At 57.9% G+C, this 22,457-nt stretch carries 13 protein-coding genes and 1 pseudogene; 12 read left to right on the top strand and 2 right to left on the bottom strand.

The window, feature by feature from the left end:
• Window positions 1-22: 22 nt before the first annotated feature.
• The 11 genes from QRN54_RS30240 (at window position 23) to QRN54_RS30190 (ending at window position 15,427) form a co-directional block, all read left to right on the top strand.
• Window positions 23-943: a proline iminopeptidase-family hydrolase gene (locus QRN54_RS30240; protein WP_032399695.1), complete on the top strand. Its 921-nt coding sequence runs from the start codon at window positions 23-25 to the stop codon at window positions 941-943.
• Window positions 940-2,340 carry an APC family permease gene (locus QRN54_RS30235; RefSeq protein ID WP_052061359.1) on the top strand — a complete coding sequence of 467 codons (1,401 nt, stop codon included), beginning with the start codon at window positions 940-942 and terminating at the stop codon, window positions 2,338-2,340. Before QRN54_RS30240 ends, QRN54_RS30235 begins: the two co-directional genes overlap by 4 nt.
• 1,999 nt (window positions 2,341-4,339) lie before the next feature.
• Window positions 4,340-4,597 carry a hypothetical protein gene (locus QRN54_RS30230; RefSeq protein WP_032399694.1) on the top strand — a complete coding sequence of 86 codons (258 nt, stop codon included), beginning with the start codon at window positions 4,340-4,342 and terminating at the stop codon, window positions 4,595-4,597.
• Window positions 4,598-5,324: 727 nt separating this feature from the next.
• The gene (locus QRN54_RS30225) at window positions 5,325-6,590 is read left to right on the top strand and encodes a Rep protein (protein WP_147343782.1); all 1,266 of its coding nucleotides are present in this window, start codon (window positions 5,325-5,327) and stop codon (window positions 6,588-6,590) included.
• Window positions 6,591-8,829: 2,239 nt separating this feature from the next.
• Window positions 8,830-9,612, top strand: coding sequence for a ParA family protein (locus QRN54_RS30220; protein ID WP_054186935.1), 783 nt, complete (start codon window positions 8,830-8,832; stop codon window positions 9,610-9,612).
• 143 nt (window positions 9,613-9,755) lie between these two features.
• The gene (locus QRN54_RS30215) at window positions 9,756-9,908 is read left to right on the top strand and encodes a hypothetical protein (RefSeq protein ID WP_232318976.1); all 153 of its coding nucleotides are present in this window, start codon (window positions 9,756-9,758) and stop codon (window positions 9,906-9,908) included.
• Between the two features lie 492 nt (window positions 9,909-10,400).
• The gene (locus QRN54_RS30210; protein WP_232318977.1) at window positions 10,401-11,507 is read left to right on the top strand and encodes a DUF2637 domain-containing protein; all 1,107 of its coding nucleotides are present in this window, start codon (window positions 10,401-10,403) and stop codon (window positions 11,505-11,507) included.
• Window positions 11,508-12,233: 726 nt separating this feature from the next.
• Window positions 12,234-12,470, top strand: coding sequence for a YlcI/YnfO family protein (locus QRN54_RS30205; protein ID WP_054186938.1), 237 nt, complete (start codon window positions 12,234-12,236; stop codon window positions 12,468-12,470).
• Entirely contained in the window at window positions 12,470-12,772 is a 303-nt protein-coding gene (locus QRN54_RS30200; protein WP_054186939.1) for a type II toxin-antitoxin system PemK/MazF family toxin, read from the top strand. The genes QRN54_RS30205 and QRN54_RS30200 overlap by 1 nt, the downstream gene beginning before the upstream one ends.
• A gap of 25 nt (window positions 12,773-12,797) precedes the next feature.
• Window positions 12,798-14,630, top strand: a complete 1,833-nt coding sequence (locus QRN54_RS30195) for a hypothetical protein (protein ID WP_054186942.1) — start codon at window positions 12,798-12,800, stop codon at window positions 14,628-14,630.
• The gene (locus tag QRN54_RS30190) at window positions 14,630-15,427 is read left to right on the top strand and encodes a hypothetical protein (protein WP_054186940.1); all 798 of its coding nucleotides are present in this window, start codon (window positions 14,630-14,632) and stop codon (window positions 15,425-15,427) included. The genes QRN54_RS30195 and QRN54_RS30190 overlap by 1 nt, the downstream gene beginning before the upstream one ends.
• A gap of 18 nt (window positions 15,428-15,445) precedes the next feature.
• On the opposite strand, the gene QRN54_RS30185 is transcribed toward QRN54_RS30190, so the two are convergent.
• Window positions 15,446-16,516, bottom strand: coding sequence for a PDDEXK nuclease domain-containing protein (locus tag QRN54_RS30185; RefSeq protein WP_054186943.1), 1,071 nt, complete (start codon window positions 16,514-16,516; stop codon window positions 15,446-15,448).
• Window positions 16,517-16,784: 268 nt separating this feature from the next.
• Here QRN54_RS30185 and QRN54_RS30180 point away from each other — a divergent pair, with 268 nt between their 5' ends.
• A complete protein-coding gene (locus QRN54_RS30180) occupies window positions 16,785-18,776 on the top strand; it encodes a cutinase family protein (protein WP_054186941.1) in 1,992 nt (663 codons plus the stop codon).
• Between the two features lie 3,304 nt (window positions 18,777-22,080).
• Here QRN54_RS30180 and QRN54_RS30175 read toward each other — a convergent pair.
• Window positions 22,081-22,457: pseudogene (locus tag QRN54_RS30175) on the bottom strand (cobyric acid synthase); the annotation flags it as partial.

Below are 22,457 nucleotides of genomic sequence, written 5' to 3'. Positions count from 1 at the left end.
ATTTAGGTCTCACACTTTCCTCATGTCAATAATCACCGAGGGTGTCGTACCGTTTGCAGGCGGCTTCACCTGGTACCGAGTCACGACGCCGCGCGAGCTCGACGTCGATGCTGCTCCCCTCGTCGTCCTGCACGGCGGACCGGGGATGGCCCATGATTACGTGCGCAACATCGCCGAGTTGGCTGACGAGACCGGGCGGGTCATCGTGCATTACGACCAGATCGGTTGCGGGCGTAGCGATCATCTTCCCGATGTCGACCGAGCCTTCTGGACGCCTGGTTTGTTCGTCGACGAGTTCTTCACGATGATCGATCACCTGGGCTACGACACCTATCATGTGTTGGGTCAGTCCTGGGGCGGGATGCTCGGGGCGGAGATCGCGGTGACGAAGCCGGCTGGTCTGATCTCGCTCGCCATCTGCAATTCGCCCGCATCGATGCAGTTGTGGCTGGACGGTGCCGCGCAATTGCGTCGTGCACTGCCTCCGGGGATGCAGGATGCTCTCGACGTCCACGAACGGGAGGGAACCTTCGGGCATCCGGACTACGTGGCTGCTGTCGCCGAGTTCTACCGTCGGCACGTGTGCCGGCTCCAGCCCATGCCGCAGGACTTCCTCGACAGTGAAGCCCAGATGATCGCTGAACCGACGGTTTATCACACGATGAACGGGCCCAACGAGTTTCACGTCATCGGCACGATGCGGAACTGGACCGTGATCGACCGCCTCGAACGAATCGAGGCGCCGACCCTGGTAATCGCCGGCGAGTACGACGAAGCAACTCCCGCGACGTGGCAACCGTTCGTGGACAAGATCTCCGGGGCCCGGGCGCAGGTATTTCCCGGTGCCAGCCACTGCACCCATCTCGAACAACCCGCCGAGTTCCGCGCCGTGGTCGCCGCGTTTCTCGCTGAACACGACACGACCCGACAGGGGACATCATGACCGCTACCGACTCTTCGTCAGAACTGAGCCCTCAGCAGCAACTGGAGGCGTACGGGTACACGCAGGAACTCAAACGAACCGTCTCGACGACGGACCTGCTGATCTACGGACTGGTGTTCATGGTGCCGATCGCACCGTGGGCGATCTTCGGAACCGTCTACAACGCCTCCGGCGGGATGGTTCCCCTGGTGTACCTGGTGGGCCTGGTCGCGATGATCTTCACGGCCCTCGCATACGCCCAGATGGCGCGCTCGTTTCCGCTCGCCGGATCGGTATTCTCCTATGTCGGACGCGGGGTGCATCCGGTCGCAGGGTTCTTCGCCGGCTGGGCCATTCTGCTCGACTACCTGCTCGTACCCACGCTGCTGTACGTCTTCGCAGCCGAATCGATGATCGGACTCTTCCCCGGAACAGCACGCTGGATGTGGGCGCTGATCTTCGTCGCGATCAACACCGTGGTCAATCTCCTCGGGATCACCTCACTGAAACTGATGAACAGACTCTTTTTGTCCGTTCAACTGATCTTCGTAGTCGCCTTCGTGATCATCGCTGTCGTCGCCATCAACCACGGCACGATTCCCGGCGCGGAATACACCGCCGCACCGCTGTGGGATTCGAGCAAGGTCACCGGCCCTCTCATCGCCTCCGCGCTGTCCATCGCGGTACTGAGCTTCCTCGGTTTCGACGGCATCTCGACAATGTCCGAGGAATCCTCCGGAAGCCGGAACTCGGCAGGCAAAGCCATGATCATTGCCCTGCTGATCGTCGCCGCACTGTTCGTCGTGCAGACCCTACTCGCCAGTATGCTTGCCGCAGGACGTGATTCGTTCGACGAAACCGAAGCCGGCAACGCATTCTTCACCCTGGTCGAGCAAGCATCGTCGAGCGGGTGGGCCAACGCATTCCTGATCGTGAACGTTCTCGCCGTCGGCATCGCCAACGCCATGGCAGCGCAGGCCGCGACATCTCGATTGCTGTACTCGATGAGTCGCGACCGCCGACTGCCCGCATTCCTGAGCAAAGTCGACAAACGTCAAGTACCCAGCGCAGCAGTGCTGTTCGTGTCCGCGCTCTCAGCTGTTCTCGTTCTCTTCTTCGTCGGCCAGATCGATCTGATCTCCTCCCTGGTCAACTTCGGGGCCCTGTTCGGATTCCTCATGCTCCACATCTCCGTCGTGGTGCACTACGTCATCCGCAACAAATCGCGCAATTACACTCTGCACCTTGCGGTTCCGATCATCGGATTCCTGATCATCGGTTACGTCCTCGTCAACGCCTCCCCCGCAGCGAAAATCGGCGGCCTCGTCTGGCTCGCCTTCGGCACCGCCGTATTCGCCTACTACCGAGCAGCATCGAACCGCACCGACCACAACCACCCCACCAGTACCCCCACCTAACAAAAACACGCAAACACAAGCGCCCCCGCGATCTTCGTCGACCAGTTGGATGTGAGTGTCCATCCTGGCCGAAGGGTGTGTCGTTGCCTTGTCGCCGCTTGCGGTTGCCCAGGTGCAGTTGACCGGCGTCCCGCGCAGTTGTGCGGATAACGGACATGGCAAGCGCGAATGTCGATGCGGACGTGTCGAATTCCGTTTTCGGCTCGTTTTTCGATTGAGGGTGTTAATGCCGAGCTTGGAGACTACGTGTCACCGGAGATCGGGCAAAAGAACCTCCTTGGGTGCATATCTCAACCCGACCGGGAACACATTTCATTCGAAGACGGTGGCTTGTTCAGCGCAATGTGGGATTCGCATCCGCTCGCCCAGTTTCGCTATCTCCGCACGCACTATCGAAGATCGCGCTTCTCGGTTGTGACGACCAAATCACCACTGTCACATTTATCGTCGATCTGAATCCTATTGTGCATACAAGAACGAAATGGTACGGCACGGCACCAACCCAGGGTGTGGGTGAATCAGGTTTGAAATGCCAATAGCGAAAATGCATTACCGATATCCTGTTTTCGTCATGAGCAGGCCTCTCGGGTTGGCAAACGCTTTTCAAAACCGTAGCTGCCAGTATTTGTCGAGCTCGAAGCGAATCTGCATCGATTCGATGTCCGGCGATCATCCACAGCTGATGAGGGGCTGACAAATGCTCGGACAACCCGCGTCCATCACGGCGATCGGAGTTCGCACGTTCGAGGTTGCGATACCTCGAGACAAGAACCTCAAGCTCCCGATCACTCAACTCGGCGTGAGCGAAAACTGTTCCAGCGCTGTATAATCTGGCAACCGCAATCGGATGCGGAGTCTGCGTTACGAACCAACACGGCCGGACAGAATCCCCCACCCGATACGTGGATTCTCACCCAATCGCACACAGCGGGTCGCGACACATGCCCATCGAGAAAAGGCTGGACGTTGGCCAGCAGTCACATACCATGAGAAGTTCATGCTCATTCCGCAATTCCGAATGACCTCCGCATCGCGCGCGTAGACCTGAGACGCTACCACGTTGCTCCACACAATTATATCTCGAAAACCTTGCCGCCCGAACTACTTCCATGTCAGGCAGGTATCCATTCCTTCCGCCAGTACCCCCCGACTCTGACTTACCTTTGTGCCCTTTGCGAATTACCTCAGCGAGGACGTCGCGGTTTTCCCTTCTGCGACCAAAATTCTGAACACAGTGAACTCATCGATCCTTGTTGGATTCTCGGAGAGCGCGAGATATTGAGTATTCATCTGATTGCCAAAGCCCAACCCTTTCAAAGGGTTCGATTCCTAGATCGTAAAACCCCAACAGGACACTTCGCCGACATTAACGAGACCAAAATCCCAGGCACCGCAGCAACGAGCGGAATCTCCGATTGAGAAATTTGAGTAGGTGAACCAGGACCTTCCCCGAAGCCCCACCAATGCGATCTCTGTGAACTCAACGCCTCAGCCCCGTCGCACGTTAGGTGAAAGCGTAACGACGACGATGCAATAGCCGTAGTTGCCGCTCTGGATCCGCTGTATCTCGACGTCACCTGGCGCGTGCCTTTCGCTGTAGTGGACCCAGCAAGTTCTTGCCAGACAACCAGACGTACGCTTCACATACTTGCCGCACGATTTGGTGCATCCAATGCTAGCTCGCAAGACCTCAAACCTTCGATCGCTTCACGTCGAGACCACTCGTAATTCGCCCCAAATAGGCTACGGTCTACTCCGAGGCGAGTCATCAGACAATGGGCGCGAACCACCTGTTCGGGAGTCACGCCGGTCCGGCCAGTTGCGCGCCGATCGAGTACGCCTTCCCTTAAGGACGATCCCCCCAACCTCCGGGATCGCTGCCAGGTTTGCACAATCGGAGTCAGTAGCCTAGAAACTCCATGGCAACATCAACCACATGCGACACACCGAACAAGCGCGCCTACCCGTATCAGTTACAGATTGGTTCTAGTCTTTCCTCATGGCACAGCACAACAAGGGACCTCGCGGACACATCGCGACTCGTGCTCCCCTCAAGCAGCACAAGGTGTACGAGGATCGGGCCGCCGAACTCGGAATCCCTGCTGGGGACTACTCCGTGCTCATACTGGCCATTACGCACGGACTGGACATACCGGACTACATCAGCGACAAGCTGCATCCGGACCAGCTAAGACTTCTCGAAGTCGAAGCGGCAGGATCACTGCGTCGCATCGAGCAGCTTGCGGTCGGCGCATGAACTATCCCTAGACAGCGAACAACCCCCAGGGCTTGGCGGCATCGGGGGCTGTCCGTTTATGCGGTTGTGGAAGCTTCCCAGCTTCCTGACCACCACTAACCATTGAAGGAAGAGGCGGTGACCACCACTACCTCGAAAGGAAGAGGCGGTACTTACTCGATGATATCGCAGAAACGCAATTCCGCCATACCCGCGGACGTGTTCACGGCGTCATTTCTGGCACGTCCAGATCACATTTCAGCTCTCGCGGCGACCGGATCACACTTCTGCGCCCCGAATGTCCCATCCGAGCAGGCCAGCACCGTACCCATAGTGGTTCCGATGTGCGGCCACCGGATCGAACAGACCTCCCGAATAATCGCGGCCGCAACGCGTTTTCAGCGGATCCGCAGACGGGGAGGTCGCCCCTAGCCGGCAACGAACGAAGTACCCCGATGTCTAACTAAACAGCGCAGACCTCTTGAAAAGCACAAAGGCCCCCGAAGGGGGTAATTGGGAGCGGACCGCATCGCGGCGAAATAAGGACTGGCAGGTCCTTGACGTCGACTGAGAACTGGCAGGTTCTCCGACGTCTGTTCTCGAACATTCTCAAGAGGTGAGCTTCGAAAGTTAGCGCTTTCTCTGCTCGTACTGCATCCCCGGAAGGGACATACCTATGGCAGGTACGTCTCAGGGTAGCGCATACCCTGAATACACCCCAACTCATTCCATATCACCAACCTTCGGCGTGTCGCGCATCGACACCGAATCCACTGTCCCTGAATCGACACAAATCGATGAATGGCAGGCTGCGGTCGACCGTGCGCTCGCTCGTATCGCTCTTATCGATGCAGCTACACGGCATCTCAACGAGTCCACTGAGCAGCGTGGTCGCTCTTGGTCCCTACCCGTCGAACCAACGGAACAAGCGCGCGTTCCAGTCTGGACATCACGGGAGGAATGGCTTCGCCAATTCCGACATCACACCACCACTCCGGCTGGCAAGGCATTGTGCGCGCGCAACCTGATCAAGCCCGACAAGGCTTACGTAGTGGCACAAGCTCATGCACATTTCGCCGAATCCCACACAGGCCGCGGGGTCTCCGCAGCAAAATCAACAATCGCTGCCCGGGCCAAAGTCAGTGAATCCTCTGTCAACCGCGCCAGGCGAGTGCTCATCGCTCTTGGGATGGGCATCGAACTCGCCCGGGGGCGAAACCTTAAAACCCTGGAATTTCTCGCTGCAGAGACCCACCACGGGGGTCAACAACACCGCGCTGCATCGACATGGTCACTGTCATCGCCTCGAACCGTCGTTTCAACAACACCACCGCGCAAGTTCACAAAGACGCGACCGTCTCGTGTCTCCGAAAGGGCAACCCGTCGCGGTGCTCGCACTCATCTGAGCGACAAAGTCATCCGCGTCAACCAGCGCCACAGCAGTCAACCAGGGACGACAGGAACTGACACCCTATCTAGTGTTGGTTTTTTATCTTATGAAGTTCTTCCGTTAGGAAGAACTCATCAACGCGCGAACGCGCGAAATCAATCCGCGGCGAAAAAACAAATCACCTGTCCGAGCACTCCGCGGCCACTGACGCTTCAAAGGGCTGCAGCCGAACTCGTCAAGCACGCGCCGGCCCTCAGGCCACCCGGGCATATCGGGGCGATCTGCGATCTGCTCCGCGACGCCAAAATCGATACGACGCGATGGACAGGTCGTGACATCGCGCTCACCCTCTCCCGCGACACAGCGGACAGGGGGTGGATCTGGCCAACGAGATCCAGCCTGATCTCGCCGTTGGCATATCTAAGACGCAGGCTCAATGGCATCGACTGGACTGGGAAATCGCCCAGTGAACAGCGCAAATCTGCCGACCTGGCAAGAAGGAGGGAACAAGAACTACTCGAACTTTCGCATGCGCACCGTACGAAGATGGCATCGGAGCCGGAGCACCGCGCAAAGATCCAAGCCGTCATTCGGGCTCACCTGACGTGCAAGCTGCAACATTGAGGCCTTCGCTGCCTATTCCAGGGCAGCGAAGGACATCAAATTTGGCGGCCTCATCGGCCGGCAAATGTTGCCGGGAAAGATTGTGGCAACATCCTCTGGCTCGCTCGCCGCTCTGTCTAGACACACGGCGAGGTTGATCAGGAGGACAACTATCGGGAGGGCAGTATTTCGATCTGAGCGTGGGATTTACAGCCATTTTCGAAGAACCGACCCCCGTACCACTCAGTAGTGACTTGCGGGTTTTTAGCTGTGTCTGAAGAACGCTGCGTTGGTTCTTGCTCGTTAGTCCGAAGGTGATCGGACGACTGCAGTTCCCTCCGATCACGGCGCGTCAGCACGTCTGATTGATCACCTATCTGTCATATTTCCTCGCTATCTTCGAATGGAAGATTGTTGTGAACAGGAGAAACGCGGTGCGATCACCGCAAATGACGCATGCGTTGCGAGGCGTTCTGGTCGCGCGTGCGGTACATGCAATGCGTGCGTTGCAACGCACGCATTGCATGTACCGAGTGCCACAGCTGCGTGAAGCTGTGGAATACCGCGCACCGTCCATTGCTGTGACACGGCGGAGCGACGGGCATGCTTCGCGGAATACTCAGAGGTGGTGTGCCGCTCTCCATGGCACAGCTCTCCCCCTTTTGTCGATCTGTTTGGGAGGGCTTTGGATGCAGGGAGGCCCTCGCCGCCGCATGCTATGGCCACTCCAGACGTAAACACCCTGCTCGGAAAGCACCGCATTCCGTCCCGTGAGTGCTGATTCTCCCCACTCATCCCTTGGCCTTATTTCGTCACAGTGACGAATGTGGGAGGTCTGCTGAAATTGCCTTTCGATGTTCACACTCGGAAGGACTTCGGCCCGCCCAGATCCCTGTACAGCGGATATGCATGCGTCCGGATTTCACATTTTCGCATACGGCCAACTGCCTTACGCACGGAAATCTCGTTTCTCCGCGGGTCCGCAGCGCTCAAAGGAGATTCGGGTATGCCGTTCTGAAGTCAGATGAATATTCCGACGGCAGAGTATTTAGCTGTGTCTGTATCTGTTCTCCCAATGGACTTAGGTTCCCCTCCCCCGAATTCAGTGCGGTTGTCTGCCTGCTCGGGTACCGCTCTTCACACCCGCGCCCTCATGCAGTTCATGGTTCGTCATTGGGACACACCTCAGTGATTCGGATCTCGATGGAATGAGATTTGTTGTGGCCGTCTAAGGCATCATGCGCATCTGCTCATGTGAACACGCGCGGCGCCGCAGCGTGGCAGAGTTTCCGAGGTGAGAGCTGTTCGCGCCAGCCTTGCAAAAGTGTTGTATCGACGGATGGCGAAGTATGGCCGCGCGCGACTGCCAAAAGACCTTGCGCAGCACACATCGAATGTTGTCGAATCCCTCGATTCCAGTCTGTTGGGGATAGGCAGCCACAATAGATTTCACTTTCATTTCGGCTACAAACACCACACAACGACCTTCCTAGCGTTTCGATTCTGTGTGGAACGCCTCTTGATCGGGCGATTGGTCACGCTCATTTGGTTTTCGTTCGGTCGAGCTTCGTAGCAGCATGTAACTCTTGAAGACGATATTTTCGGTTCGTCCGACACCTGTAGAGAGCACTGACCTGCTATTTTGCGTTTTCACGCAATGCGTGTAACGCATGCATGGCATGTGTTGCGTCCCGTGCATGCTGTGCGGGACGTGCATGGTTTGCGAGCAATGCATGCATTGCGGCGTATGCGTTCAGAGTTAGCAGAGCCTTTTGTGCGAGCATTGCATGCCGCGCAAAGAATGCTATGAGTGCAACGCTAGCTATCAATGCACTGTTGGCTATGAAAGCGTGCATCGCGATCATTGCGTGCAATGCATGGAAAGCGATACCTGCAAGGCACGCATTGCACGTGTTGATAGCAAGGATTGCGTCTCTTGCGAAGTGTGCACGAAACGCGTTCCTCGCACAGACGGCAATGCATGCACATCACGCGTGCTATGCGTTGCACGCATGATGCGCATGGTGCGCGTGATACGCTATGTGCGCATGCGATGCAAAGCATGCGCGCCTAGCGGTTAGAGCAGGCTTGGCGTGCAACGCACGCGGTGCGCAGATTGCGCGTAACGCGCAATCTGTATCCAACGAAGTGGAGCATGGATTGCGCTTACTGCACGCCATGCACATATCGCATGCAACGCGTGGCCCACACGCAATGCATGTCTCGCAAGTGTCAATGCCCTCGATGAAAGGTCCGCGCAATGCAGCCACGCAAAATCGCACTCGGCAACCAGAAGGGTGGCGTAGGCAAGACGGCCTCCACTCTCGGACTTGCCAGCGCCATCACCGCGGTCGGCGGAAAAGTGCTTGTCGTCGACATGGACCAGCAGGGCAACACGACCGGCGGACTCGGCGTCACTCTCGAAGAGGGCATGATGACGGCCTACCACCTCATGAATCAGACCAGTGAGGGAATTGCAGCGGAGGCGATCATCGCTACCCCATGGGATGGCGTCGACCTCATTCCCGCTGACGAAGAGCTCGGCAAAATCGAATCGGATGGGTCGAACGACCTGGTGTTTCGACTGGACGTTGCATTCGAAGGGCTGGACCTTTCGCCTTATGATGCAGTGCTTTTCGACTGCCCTCCCAATATGGGCAAGGTGCTGTTCGCAGTCCTTATCGCAGCAGATGGCGTTGTCGCCATCACTGAACCCACAATTGACAGCGTCGGCGGCGTTCAGAAGCTCGAAGAGACGATCGACACCGTTCGTAAACGGGCAAACCCGAAGCTCGCGTTCGACAAGATCGTGATCAGTCGCAAACGCGCCACTGGCGAACATGAGTTCCGAGAGAGCGAGCTGCGTGAGACCTATGGCGCTCTAGTAGCAAAGACTTCGATTCCGGAACTCGCGGCCCGCCAGGATGCACACTCGAATCGCATTCCGATTCACCAGTTCAAGGGTGGGAAGGCACTGACTCTGCAACTTGCATACTCTGACCTGCTCGCTGAGTTGCCCATCGTGATCGGAGCGCCGGCATGAGTGTGAAGAGGGAACCCGCCATTCGTAAGACCCATCCGGCTGAACTCATCCCGGAACGTCCACCTAGGGGAGACGCTGTCCCTGCGCCGTCTTCGCCCTCAGTAGATCCTAGTGGGCGCAAGGATGAGGAGGAGAAGCTATCGATGACCCACAACACGCGCATCAAGCCTTCGACGAAGGATCGACTTCGTCGAGGTGTTGACAAATTGCGGTACGAGACAGGTGATCGCGAAATCAGTGAGGCGTCGATGACTGAAGCCGCTCTGGACGAATACTTGACGGCCAGGGGACTCTAGGGCACTGCGTGCACGGCGTGCATGTAGTGCATGCACTTGGTGGATTGTCCTGGTTCAGAGCTCAACGAAAAACGCGGGGCATATCTTGTTTCGGTTGGAAGGCCTACGCAGAGGCACTTAGTTCGCTCGTCAAATGACTTTGCACACGGAAGTATTCAGAGGAACCTCAAGTTTTCGAGTGGTCAGCCACCGGGTGAGGGCTGCGAATCTGCCCTCCCCGAGTGGGAGTCCTTACGGGGCACGCAATGCCATCCCTGTCACCTGCGGTTTTCCCGCTCTGTGGCGCTTGGGAGCCTCGGCAGGGCAAAGCGATGAGCATTTTACGCAAACAATCCGCTCCAGTCGCGCAATGCACACGCAAAACTGCAGATCACCCCAGCTTCATCCGAAATCAACAGGCAAGCCGCTGCCACGACACCACCGACAAGCTTCTGGCTACCACGCAAGACAACATCAGCTTCCGCTTACTCATGACCGCTAGACGGTCAGAAATTGCTATCAACCCACACCGCATGCAAAGCAGACGAAACGCAGGACTTTCACCAGAAAACAGCTTCCGAAAAACAGGAGGAGCCCCGCCGGCGGCAACCGGCGAGGCTCCAGATCGAGAACACCCCTTGTAGGAAGGAAAACCCGATCATGGGTGGTTTTAGTCTGCGCGCAGCGCGGAACCAGCTTGGAGCATTGATCGCCGCACTTCTCATCGCGATCTTCATCGCAGTCGGGATCACCGCAGGCGCATTTGTCCTCTCCTTCGCAGTCCAGCGGGACCTCGCGCGACAAGGCACCATCCCCGAAAACCTTGCGTGGATCTTTCCCGTCATCGTCGACGGTGCGATTTTTGGATCCACCGTAGCCATGGTCATTTTGACCAAACTGAAGATGAATCGACGCGACAAGTACTTCTTTGTTTTTGTTGGGGTTGCAGTGGTCGCGATCAGCATTCTGGGTAAAGCCTACCATGCGTTTCACTCAGCAACAGTTGCTCAACAAACAGTTTCAGCAGGTCACAGTATTGGCTATACACCTCTCAGCCCTGCCGTTGCAGCCATGATCGCGGTCATTCCGCCCGCACTCGTGCTCGCGTTCACACACGGGCTGGGGATCCTGATCAAAGCAACGGGTGTTGCCTATGCCGACTACAAAAACGAGATCGACGATGCCACTGCAGCTGACGGCAAGCCGGATACGCAAAGCACTTCAAAGAGCAGCGAGGCAGCAGTGGTGTCGTGGAGCTCCCTCAGCGCTCCCGTCGCTAAGGGTGACCGAAGCGCAAGTCTGCCGGTCCAAGCGAAGCCGAGGGATGTGGAGTTGTCGGGTGAGGAGCCTGCAGTGTGCTCCGAACTCGAAGAGTTCATTGCCAGATCGGACTTGCCGGACCCGGTGAAGGACACCGCACGACGCAAGCTTGCAGACCCCACTCTCACGTGGGAGATGATCGCCCAGACGTCGAACCCGCCCGTCGCTACATCAACCTCGTGGCGTCGGTATGAGAAGTTTGACACTGCGGCCCGCGCGGCAGGGTTCGACAATCCGCCACTCATCGATTTGCGAGCTTCCGACATCCACTTCACTGAACAGTTCGTAGCTATGGCGTGACCAACGTGGCCTAAGCCGTTTCGCATTCCGGCTATTGGAGGCGAACTCATTATTGGACGGGTAGCCTCGACACTATATTGGCTTACTGAGTGCGCTGATCAGCCATGATGCAGCGAATGAAACCATCTGTCACGGTTCTCTCTGGCGATGATGCCTCATTTAGAATTTAGATAACTTGTCAGTGGCGAAGCGGAACGCGAAATCTGGATCACGCTATGACGAAGACACGGGCAATCGGTGATGAGGACATCTAGGGCGAGGCGAGCGCCGCAAGCAAGGCGGCGAACGCTGAAATGCAACTACCGACGAGTGGGGTGGCCCGCCGACTTGTTCCACCGTGTCGGCGAGCCCTGCACGCCTCAGTTCCGACCAAGGATGAAGCGCGCAGTCCACTGTTGCGCGCACGTTGGGATTTGATGCCCATCGCGCGCCTGGAAATATTAACTTGGCAAGGCGGAAAATGCAGCCCGATTTCGTCGGGTGCGGCTGAGGCAGTCGAGGTAGTGCCACCCGATCGACGTAATCTTCGTTCGCCCTGCCGAGGACGAAGACGGGTCGCACTTGAACGCTGCGAATCCTAATTGCTGTCGTCAAAACAGCGTGACGGGTCGTAGTGTCGGGTTCCCGGTGAATAGTGTGGTGGCGAGACGACACCCCAATGGCCTTGGTGCGGCGGGTTGGATGTTGCGGTACCCAAATCGAATCCCACTTCGGTACCGTAAAGTGATGAGCACGCAGATAGCGGTACGCCTACCGGACGAGATCGTGGCTTTTCTGGACGAAGAAGTCAGAATGCGGCGTGCCACCTCACGGGCCGCTTTAGTGCTGCGTGCACTTGAGCGGGAGCGTCGCCTACAGGTTGCTGCACGTGACGCCGAGATTCTGTCCAGTGATGCATCCGACCATGATCTGGGTTCTCTCGCGCACCACGCAGTGAACCACCAATCGACCGGTCTGAGCTGATGCGATCGATCCACGAAGCCGACCTCGATTCCGGCCGCCGAGTTCTCGTGCTCACTCGGGAGACTGTCCGCCCGCATCTCGGAACGGTCACGGTAGCACCGATTACCACCGAGATTCGTGGGCTGTCCACCGAGGTGCCCCTAAACTCAGCGAACGGAATAGTGACCGAATCGGTGGTCAGCTGTGACCACATCACCACCATTCCCGTCACCGCACTTGGCAACATCGTGGGCTACCTCCTTCCAGCGCAAGAAGAATCACTGGCCGTGGCCGTCCGCGCTGCCTTCGATCTCGAATGCTGACGACTGCGAATGGAAAGGATGGATGATGGCGCTGAGGAAATGGGAGCAGTTCGCGCTATTCGAGCTCGAAACACCCGAATTCGCAACCTATTCGGACGAAATGTCAGAACCTGACCAGCCTTCGTTGTTCGACTTCGATGACACTGCTGCATGCGAGTCGAATCCCGACTCCGACGACATCGTCGCTCCCCGCAACGATTCCCCGGACACAGTGGGATCGGGACCACTTCAGACGCCCGAAAAAAGCGAAACCGAACCGGCCGCCCTACCCCCCGCTAGCGAGTCAGCAGACGGCCACGCCGTCATCGTCACGGCAGCTGGTACTTACACGCCATCTGGCTACACACTCACCGGACCAGTAGATTCCGTAGAAAAGCTCGACAAACTCATACGATGGGCAGCCCTTACCCCACTAGGCACACCGGCACAGATCTGGATCGTGGGAATCGAAGCCTGCGAAATGCTCGGATGGATTATCGACCCGGGAAGCGAAGACGATGTCGACGACATGGAGATCCTTCGCACCCGTGCCGCCGAAGAACTCACCGCCATCCTCCACACCACAATGACCCCAATGCTGACCGCAGGATGGGAACTGCGCGGAGAACCCGGCCACGTCGTTCATCTCTCCCGCACCACCGGCAACTTCACATCCATGGTCGACATCTTCATTGAACCCTACGTATGGACATACTGGAACAAAGACTTCGGATGGGGCAATCGAGTGGGAGACATGGGAATCCTTGGATCACCCACCGCCGGAACCTACCTCCCCGACGACGACCTCCCCGCTGCGCAGGAACTGGGACGCCGACTTGGTTGGTGCGCACAACACCTCGGCGTACTACCCGGCCCCACCCCAGCACGCACTGGCGCCGCCATCGTCGACAAGATCAAACGCGACCGCACCCGCAGCGGTAAGGGAATCGTCGTCACCACCGGTGGTCCCGTCCCACCCCTCGACGGCGAACCCCGCGGAGATCTCGAACCCGCGGTGGGATGGACCCGTATCCCGCACATCGAAGAACTCGCCGACACAACACAACTGGTATCGATAGACCAACGAGCGGCCTACCTCGCCTCCGCCGGCATGCTCGAATTCGGCTACGGAAAACCTCGACATCTTCGCGGCGAGAACGCGCTCGGCGCTGCAGGGCAAACGAAAACCCCGTTCGGGCTCTGGCGTGTAACACTCCCACCGGGCGACATGTTGGCACTCCCACCCGCCCTACCGTTGCCCCACCCACACATGCTCGCCGACCAACCTGTGCAGACCTGGATCACCACAGTCAGCCTCGACGCGCTACAAGCAGCCGTCGCTGATGGCGGAATCGGGGCAGAACTCGATGAACTCGACATCACCGAAGCGTGGGTTTACCCCGAACAGGGACGAGCCCTTGACAAATGGGCCAGGATTCTTCGCGAAGCCCGCAAAATAGCCGTCGACACAGGTGACACATCAATGAAGCGGTTCATCGGCGCCTGCTACAAGGGCTACATCGGCCGAATGGTCAACCCGGACATGTGGACTGCCAAACAAATGCAGCACCACCACCAACCGCTCTGGCGCGCAGCGATCATCGCACACTGCCGCTGGCGGGGCCGTCGTGTCGCGATGCGCATCGCTCGCGAAACGGGCCGGTGGCCACTGCGCACAGTGACCGACTCCTGGGTATACCCTCTGCCACTCGATACCGACATCGCCGACGACAGTGACGCACTCGGGAAAATGACTCTGGAAAAGCGCGCCCCACTTACCGACGACGTCGCAGCCTCGCTGATCGAAGCCCGCGACACGCACGAGGTCAACCTTGCGCTCAAATCTGCGTTCGCTGACGAATATGAAGGAAACATATAGTGGCTCTGCACCTTCCGAAGCCGCGATCAACCAAGCCTGCACAGAAAACCGTCGGTTTGGACGGACTCAAAGTATCCGTAGCGACAGCCGCGACCAGCGGTATCGAAAAGTCCAAGGCGGTCAAAAGCGGGGGACTGGCCGGTCTCACCAGTAAGGTCTCGGTGCGTCAAATCCGCACCGAAATCGGCAAAGAAGGCTTAAAGCAGGCAGCCATCGACGCCGGAAGAAAGCCTCCGTCGGACCGATCATTGCGTCGCTGGGTGCAGCAAGGGCGGATCCCGCACCCTGACGTCACCGAACGCGCTCAACGCCGTGCCGCTATCGAACGACTCGGCGGAATCGACTCAGTTGCAAAGAAGATCGGACGTTCACGATCCGCAGTCTCTCGCTATCGTTCTGGCGAAACAAACGAGTTGCGGGCGGATGCGAAAAAGAGGCTCAAGAGTGTCAAGGCCCACGACATAATGGATCGCGCCGGCGTCCTTCGGCCCGACGGGCAACCCAAGAAGGCCACCATCCGAGTTCGCGGGGGAGTGTCCGTCCGCAACGGCTCCGAGGAAGGCTACGACTATCGAGTGCGTACCCTCGACTTCGCGAACTCCGACAGTCCATTCAGCCTCGACGAAACGCGGGAACTCGCCATGGCTTTGGCTAACGACGATCACGCCCGGGTGGTCGCGATCCTCGAACGCCACGCCACCATGGACTATCCCGAAAACAAAGGCTTCGACCAGTACGGAGACGCGTTCGGTTTCCATTTCGATTCCATCGAATCCGTTCACATCGACTGGACGTAGCGTCGGAGGTTTGTGCCCTCAGCTGAGTTCCTCTGGTGCGGTGGACAGTTGGGAATCGAGTTCGGAGACGGTGGCTTCGACCGCGGCAGCGATCTCGTCGTCGGTGGGAACGAGGTCGCGGACCTGGGAAGGAAGAGTTTCGTAAGTGTAGTCGGCGACGGCGAGGGGCGCGGTCGTCCCGGCCAGCGAGTATCGAACGACGTTGTCGTTGCGGCCTGCGCAGAGCAAGATCCCTACCGTCGGCGCATGGATGTCCTTGTTGCGAAGATTGTCGTCGATCCACGAAACATAGAACCCGAGCTTCCCGACGTACTCCGGCTCAAACCTCCCCACCTTCAACTCGACGACGACGAACCTCGCTTGCACCCAATTGAAGAACAACAGATCGATGTAGAAGTCTTGATCGCCGACCTCGAAATGGTACTGGCGTCCAACGAATGCGAACCCGTGCCCCAATTCGAGGAGGAACTGCTCTAATCGATGCATCAGTGCAGATTCCAGTTCACGTTCAGCGACGCGTTCGGTGATATCGAGGAAATCGAATACATATGGGTCGCGCACCAACTGTTGAGCTAGGTCGGAATCTTCAGCCGGAAGGTGATCCTGAAAATTTGACGGTGCGGCACCGATCCTGCGACGCAGGCCGCTGTTGATCTGATTTCGCAGTACATTGCGAGACCAACCGTGTTCCGCCGCTGATGCTGCATACCAGTCGCGGTCGGACCGGTTCTCCAGTTTGTCAAGCAACACCGTCACATGACCCCATGGCAATTGGCCAACAGGTTGTTGGCCAATTGCATCTCGTCCCCACATACTCGCCATCTGCCGCATGTACTTCAGATTTGTTCGCGACAACCCTCGCATGTCGGGAAAGGCTGATCGAAGATCGACAGCGAGTCGGTCGATCACCTTAGCCCCCCAACCCTCTGCTTCTTGGCGTTGCACGATTGCGTGTCCGATGTCCCAGTAGAGGGTGAGAAGTTCTGTGTTGACGATTCGGGTGGCGCGTATACGAGCTTGCCGTACCTGAGACTTGAGGTGATCGAGAAGCTGGGTGTAGTCGGCGGGTAGCTCGGCTGGAACATTCACCTCTCCATCTTCACCCAGCTTGCCGCACACGTGTACCTGACATGCCTCCGAAGGCAATCGCGGCGCAAGTCCGATGACACGGGCATAGGGGCCTTCATCTGCAGAACATTGAACCGGTCTCGCGCGCGGTGCTTGTTCTTCACAAGGCGCATTGACTGGTAACCGCCGGTTGAGCACTGTATGGCCCTCACCTGAAATTTGGGCGCTTAAGACCAGTTGCATCGCACGCTGACAAGTACAGAGCGCCCCTCTGGTAGACGAGGAATTCATGCTACTTCCATACTCTAACGTGCACCGCACGATCTGTATGTTGGTGACGGCAGCGGTCGCCGCAGGCTCCATCGCTCTGATTCCTGCCGGTATCGCGTCCGCCCGGCCGGTTGGTTGCTCGAAGACTTTTAACCTGTTCATCCCCGGAACCTGGGAAACAACCGGAGATGCTGATCCTTCGATCCCGATCGGGATGCTCAAACCGATTGCCGACAGTCTGAAGGAACGGCACGGGAACGCGGCCCATATCTACACGCTGCCGTACATGGCTCGAGCATTCGACAACGGAAAGACCTACGCAGATAGTAAAGCTGATGGATTAGCGAAGGCGCAGACGGTGCTCGCCGAGATCGAAGCGAAATGCTCGGACACGAAGTTCACCATCACTGGCTATTCCCAGGGCGCGGACATCGCAGGCGATCTTGCCTCCTCGATCGGCAACGGTTCCGGCCCGATCGCGACAGAGCAGGTTCTTGCGGTTGCTCTTCTTTCTGATCCCGGTTCCGGAACGACGGGTGAAACCGTTGTCGGCCCGAGACCATCGGGAAAGGGAATCGCAGATCCGCGGCCGCAGGGCATGGGGAAGCTTTCAGGACGAGTGGCATCGATATGCGATCCGAAAGACCTCTACTGCTCGATCCGAAAGAGTTCCAGCCCGCTGCTGGGAGCTCTGGGATCAGTGCTCTCTGAAGTCTCGAGCACTCGAGGTGACGGCCAGGTCGGCGGCGATTCAAGACTTGCCACTGTGCTTGCGTCGGACTTCTCCCAAGCCGATCTTGCTGGAATCGCCACTGCCACCGGCAACCTGACCAGAGAATTATCAAAGACCAACGGTACCGTCGACCTCAAGCAGGTCGCTACCAGCGCGACCACTCTGGCGAACGCGATCAGACCACTCGCCGAACTACTCGACTCCGGTGCCGCTAATCCTGTCGCGAGCGGACAACTCGCCGCGGCTCCCACAGGAACAGCGGAAAACGACGCCAGTCGGGTACTGGTCAAGGCCGACCAGTCGGACCTCAGTAGCGCACTCACAACAGTGACTTCGATCGTCGACACCGCGAGTACGCTCTCCTACAACGGTGCCACGACACGGCCTGCCGCATCGTCGGACCTGACCTCGTTATCGAGTGCCGTCGACACCCTTGGCAGCCAGATCGCGCCGCTTGCAACGACACCGAGTGATGTCTTCGGATCTGCCTCCCGAATTCTCTCCGCGCTCAAGCCGACAGTGGTCGTAAACCAAGTCCTGGGCGTAGCCACCGCCATCGCCGCACTGGACATACCCGCGATTCTGACAAACCTGACTCTTCTCCCGCAGAAGGTCGCAGCCCTGGACGCGCAGGGCGCACACAAGGTCGCCGGCGATCTGAACAACCAGCTCTCCCCGTTGGTGAAGATGGCCGCCGGAGTCGACCTGGAATGGGTCTCGCACGTTCTCTCGGTAATCCCCGATCCGTCCGGATACTCGCAAGTTCTAGCGCTCCTCGCGTCGATCCTGGCGGGTGTTGACATCGACAAGCTTGCAAACCTTGTCGGTCAGGTACAGGAAATCGCTTGGGCTGCAGTAGAGAAGCTGCTACCACCACCCGGACATGTCCCTGACCCACTCGGAGCCGGGATTGCCATGACCGGCCTTGTCCCGATCGGGCTCGAACTCGCTTCCGTCGCAGCCACCATGCTCGCAGGCAAATCCTCGAAGACTGATCCGGAATTGCTCGGCAAGCAGTCTTCGGCGACCGCGACCACTATCACCACTCAGGCGCAGAATCTGGATCTTCCAGCACTAGCCCATTCGCTGACCGCCATGGCTAGCGCGCAAGGCGCCAACGACCTGGCCTCCTTGATGGGGGAGGGCCTCGATGCAGCGTCCTTCTTTGCATCCGGCGCACACCAGAATTACAACTCGTTCGTCGTCGACAACGCCGGGCGCAATGCGATCCAATGGATCTCCGACTGGCTCAACCTGCAGATGAAACCTGCAGGTTGAGCCGATGCTGCGCTCAGGCGTCGTTGCGGTGGCTGGTGCGAGCGCGGTGATCACTTTCCCGGAGATCGTGAAGGTTAGAGCCGTAGCGCGGATCGAGTGAGCCAAATCGAGAACCAGGATGGTTGGAAGAGTCTCGTTGAATCGAATGGGCACAGTACGATTCGTCGTGGGTAGATACAAAACCGATAAGTGAGATAAATAAATTGTGGGCTGCCCGTCTTAGTGACCATAGGGTCCACCACTCGCCTCAGCCGTCGATTTCGGTGTCCGCGTCATTTTTGTGCGCGGCCGTTGCTGCCTTAAGCGCCATTTGAGTTGGACGCGCTGGTTCAGAACTGTTGACGATACCGCAGTGTGAGGGATTTATCTGAGGTGAAAGTCGGCCGGCCGGAAGGCCAATCACTTTCCAAGTCAGTACTTCTCGTAGAAATCGCTTTCGTGTACATCCTATTGCTGGAGGGTCGCACTGTGTGTGCCGTGACTACCGAAGATCAGTCTGTAGTGGTGGCATTGCTGATTGGTGTGTAGGCATCGAGCCCGACTGAAGGTTGAGCGTGGTCGACGAGCTTGGTCGATCGTGAGCCTTAAGCTTTGGTCACCTGCTGCTGGGAGTCGGGGGTTCACTGATCTGATGAAATAGTCGGGCGTCGATTGATGGTTGCAGCGTTCGCTGCATGTTGAGGGGTCTGTCAGAGTGCTTGGCGAGGCTGGTGTGTGCGAGTTCCCAAGCGGATCACGGAAAGTGGGGTGCTTTCAGGCGATTCTTGCGCCAAGAGCTTAGTGTCGGACGACGTTGAAGCGACGTTGAAGCATTGACGACAATTACGGCTATCTGCGACAAGCACTTAGCAGACTCCACTGCCCCACAGTGCGTTTAGGTGATCAGGGTAGGCGTTACTGTCCTACTATCGAGTCCAGGGATGCATGGTGGTAGCAACTGGCGCGCCCGGCGCAGCGGGGTCTGTGGTCGAGATTCACATTGCGTGTGGTTGGAGTCGTCCAGCAACTGCTGAGTGCTATGTTCTTGCTTGAGCGCATGGGGTGATGGTTCCTCAATTCACCGTCCTCGAATCCAGAACTGCGCCTTTGTCAAACCTCCTGCGCAGCCCACGACTGTGGCGATGGTTGCAATCAAACTATGGCCCGTCGCAGCAACCATGCTTCCGGCTGCGATCGCAGCAACGACGATCACCGCATTGTCTGATTTTTGCCGATCACTGATTGCCGTGACCGCCTTTCTTCCTGTACGTGAGATTTTGTTCGTGCATTGCGCGAAACATTCCGTGCCGGGTCGGGACTGCTTATTTCATATGCGAGCGTCAACCCAAGGCGCTCTAGTCGCCTCTAAGAGAGAGCAGTGCGGAAATCGATAATCGAGTTTGAGTAAGCAGAGCGGTCATCTGGCGCAAATTCCGCAGTCGCTGCAGTATCTGCCGCAGCGGCGGACGTGCTGTCGGCGTTTGGAGATTCGCCAGCCACAGCATTCGGAGACTGCGGCCGGCGAACCCGGCGCAGCGAAGGGACATGGAGGAACCTTCGCTGCGCAGCTTTGTAGGTGGCTCGCTAACCTGAGGGTATTCGACAGGTTGGTGAGCCGGGCGTATCTAAAACCGAGGTCGGGAGGTTTCCGGTTCATTGTGCCCCGCCGACAGTCTGGGGAGGCTCCGGCGGGGCAAGGCATCAATCCCGGTTTGGGGCGGGAGGACTATGACACCGATGAGGAGAATAGACCGTGTGTAGGAATCGATACCAGTCTCCATGCAGTAACAGGTACTTGAAAGCTGTACTATCTTCCTGGTGTTGCAGCGTCGGAAACTAGTCAGGGGGATAGGATTCTGGCGCTCCGGCAATTATGTCGACCATAGCGCCGGCGTACAGATGAACATCATCGACAGCCGAGCGCGGGCGAGGCCGTTTTCGAGCAGTGGTCGCTGGCAGCGTACGCGTTCAGCGGCTTGAACCGCTGGTTCGAATCTCGCGCGAACACTAATCTGCCAAGAGGGCGTCGACCTCAAGGTGGTCATCCAAATGATTCACGCCCATTCCGTCGATACTGCCTGAACAGAGAAGCAAGGATGCGGCGCGCAATCCGACCTTATCTGCAATAAAATGTGTATTCGAACGGCTCCTCGCAGAGCCAACATCGACTAGCTTCCGTACAGGAAAGTTTCACATGCAGTCTTCCGAGTGGGCGAAAATCTATCCGACGGCTGAGTCTTCGCTTACTGTTCCAGCATCCCTTGAGCATCTTGCGCTCCTACGTTCGTGGGTACGGGTCGTGGCCGCGAGAGACGTAACCTCCGTGGATCTGTTGCACGATCTCTTACTCGCTGTCGACGAAGCGGCAACCACACTCATGGCCCACGCAGTCGCCTCGACCGACTTGTTCTGCACGGTCGACACCGCTCCGGCGGACCAGTTCCGTGCGATTTTGGCTGCTGTGACATCAACGCCGATTGACGGTAGCGCCGCCTCGTTCGGGTGGTTCGTCATGCAGACTTTGGCGCATCACGTTGTCCTCGATCAGCGATACGACTGCGTGAGCGATCTGTGGACTGTTTCTATCACATTGAGTACAGCACGGCGGGCGAGCTCGTCAAAGATGAACGACTGCACTTGATCGGAAATGAAGACTGACATGTTTTCGAGACTTTACATAGGTCTGTCGGCTGTACTTGGACGGTCGGTAGATCTGCCCGGCAGCTGGGCGCGCATCTGTCTCACCGCGGCGTTGCCGTCGGTAGCAATGACCGGATCACATCACATCGTCGGTGCCGGCGTTTCTCGCTATGCCGCAGGGGCGGTGACTGATTCTGGATTTGAAGGAACCGCATAGCGTTACCCTGAATGTACTCACACTGTTTGCGGCTAGCCACACCGATGAGGGACATATCTGCTAGCTGCACGTGCATGTGATCACGGACTCCGAGTGGGTCGGCAGGAATGCGAGGTGGGGCGAATATCGCTGGATCCGGAATCGGGTGGAGCTTTTGCGACGGTCTTCACCGAAGATTACTTCGACGATTCGTATCAGCTGCTTGTGGCTAAACACGACGATTCGGCGCTTGTTTATCTATTGCTGAAAACTGGATCCGGCGCAGGGAGGCCGTGCGACAAACTCTGACGCCGTGGTCGTGTGAAACCAGGGTCATCATCATCGCCGCCGACTGACCGGCTGGGGGATAGACATTCCGTGTTTCGTTGGGCCACAATATTTCTGTTTTAGGTGATTGTCATGCTCAACGCATCAGACTGTTCGGGCGTCGAAAGTTGAACAGGTTGATCGGCGCCTGTGGGAGCGCTCTCAGCCGTCGAGTGCGGAGGCAATGACGGGGAGCCCACGCGGCGCGCCGCCGTTGATCAGTTTTTCGAGCAGATCCTGGTCGAGATGCTGTTCCACCAGGTCGGCAAGCAGGTCGAGTTGTTGCTCGCGCACGGCGGCAACCGAGGTGTCGGGTGCAATAACAAAACCGGTAACCGCGATCTCCCGCAGCAGACTGCGCCGATAGTCGTCACTTTCGAGGAGTCCGTGCCAGTGGGTTCCTCGAACAGACCCTCGCACGCTGCCTTCCGGTGTGCCTTCGGAACCCTCCAACAGTGGACGGTCGCCGTTGCGGACTACCCGGCCGTGATGAATCTCGTACCCGGACACCGAGATACCGTCTGCCGTACCGGTCATCT

Origin of the sequence: Rhodococcus sp. MEB032 (assembly GCF_030208925.1) — a bacterium.
Classification (GTDB): domain Bacteria; phylum Actinomycetota; class Actinomycetes; order Mycobacteriales; family Mycobacteriaceae; genus Rhodococcus_F; species Rhodococcus_F qingshengii.
This window is presented reverse-complemented; position numbering and strand designations above follow the sequence as displayed.

Coding starts and splice junctions, on each gene's coding strand:
- QRN54_RS30240 (WP_032399695.1), top strand. CDS start 23: ATGTCAATAATCACCGAGGGTGTCGTACCGTTTGCAGGCGGCTTCACC.
- QRN54_RS30235 (WP_052061359.1), top strand. CDS start 940: ATGACCGCTACCGACTCTTCGTCAGAACTGAGCCCTCAGCAGCAACTG.
- QRN54_RS30230 (WP_032399694.1), top strand. CDS start 4,340: ATGGCACAGCACAACAAGGGACCTCGCGGACACATCGCGACTCGTGCT.
- QRN54_RS30220 (WP_054186935.1), top strand. CDS start 8,830: ATGCAGCCACGCAAAATCGCACTCGGCAACCAGAAGGGTGGCGTAGGC.
- QRN54_RS30215 (WP_232318976.1), top strand. CDS start 9,756: ATGACCCACAACACGCGCATCAAGCCTTCGACGAAGGATCGACTTCGT.
- QRN54_RS30205 (WP_054186938.1), top strand. CDS start 12,234: ATGAGCACGCAGATAGCGGTACGCCTACCGGACGAGATCGTGGCTTTT.
- QRN54_RS30200 (WP_054186939.1), top strand. CDS start 12,470: ATGCGATCGATCCACGAAGCCGACCTCGATTCCGGCCGCCGAGTTCTC.
- QRN54_RS30195 (WP_054186942.1), top strand. CDS start 12,798: ATGGCGCTGAGGAAATGGGAGCAGTTCGCGCTATTCGAGCTCGAAACA.
- QRN54_RS30180 (WP_054186941.1), top strand. CDS start 16,785: ATGCTACTTCCATACTCTAACGTGCACCGCACGATCTGTATGTTGGTG.